A 612-nucleotide genomic window follows, 5' to 3' on the forward strand; every position below is an offset into this window, starting at 1 on the left:
GAGCGAAACTCAAATGAATTGCGCTGTTACGCAGGAGCTACGCTAATGCAGGGCGCGATCCGTTGCTTGCAAGCGGTTGCAAACTGGTTCGACCTAGGTGGCTCTGTTCTGAATGGCCGTTGGTAGAGTGCGGGATTTGTTTTTCTTACAATACGCGACAACCGCACTGGAATTCCGCTGCAGGCGGTCGTAATCCAATACACTGTTGCTTGCCGCTGCGTTGTAATAGCCGCTCATGAAGTATCTTACAAAATCTTGATCCGCTGAACCGTATGCCAACCAGGTTCCGCAAGTGATCTTGTTAAAATCCAGCGTAGCAGTAGGCACCGCATTTACGCCTATCGATTTTTCCAGCCCTACCATCACACTGGCAGTTGGGTTGGATTGGCACCACCCTCTTACGCTTGTGACATTTGCCCGATGCAGGTCAAAATCTACAAACGTCCTCCGACTTTCATAACTGAACCAGCCGGTCATCCAAGCCGAAAACTTGCTCGACGGTGCAGCCGACATGGCAAGATACTCGCCACAGGTGATGCTGCGAATATCGGCCGTCGTGGCGCGCGCCTCACTGGCCAAAGCTGAGGAGACTAAGACCAGCGCAAGCAGAAG

General features: G+C 52.5%; 1 protein-coding gene. It reads right to left on the bottom strand.

Annotated elements, in window-relative coordinates; all coding sequences use genetic code 11:
* Window positions 1–93 precede the first annotated feature (93 nt).
* The coding region (locus AC0L27_RS41150) for an HdeA/HdeB family chaperone (protein WP_473323815.1) at window positions 94–612 on the bottom strand (519 nt) is incomplete at its 5' end.

It is taken from the genome of Bradyrhizobium sp. Ken51 (assembly GCF_055807435.1).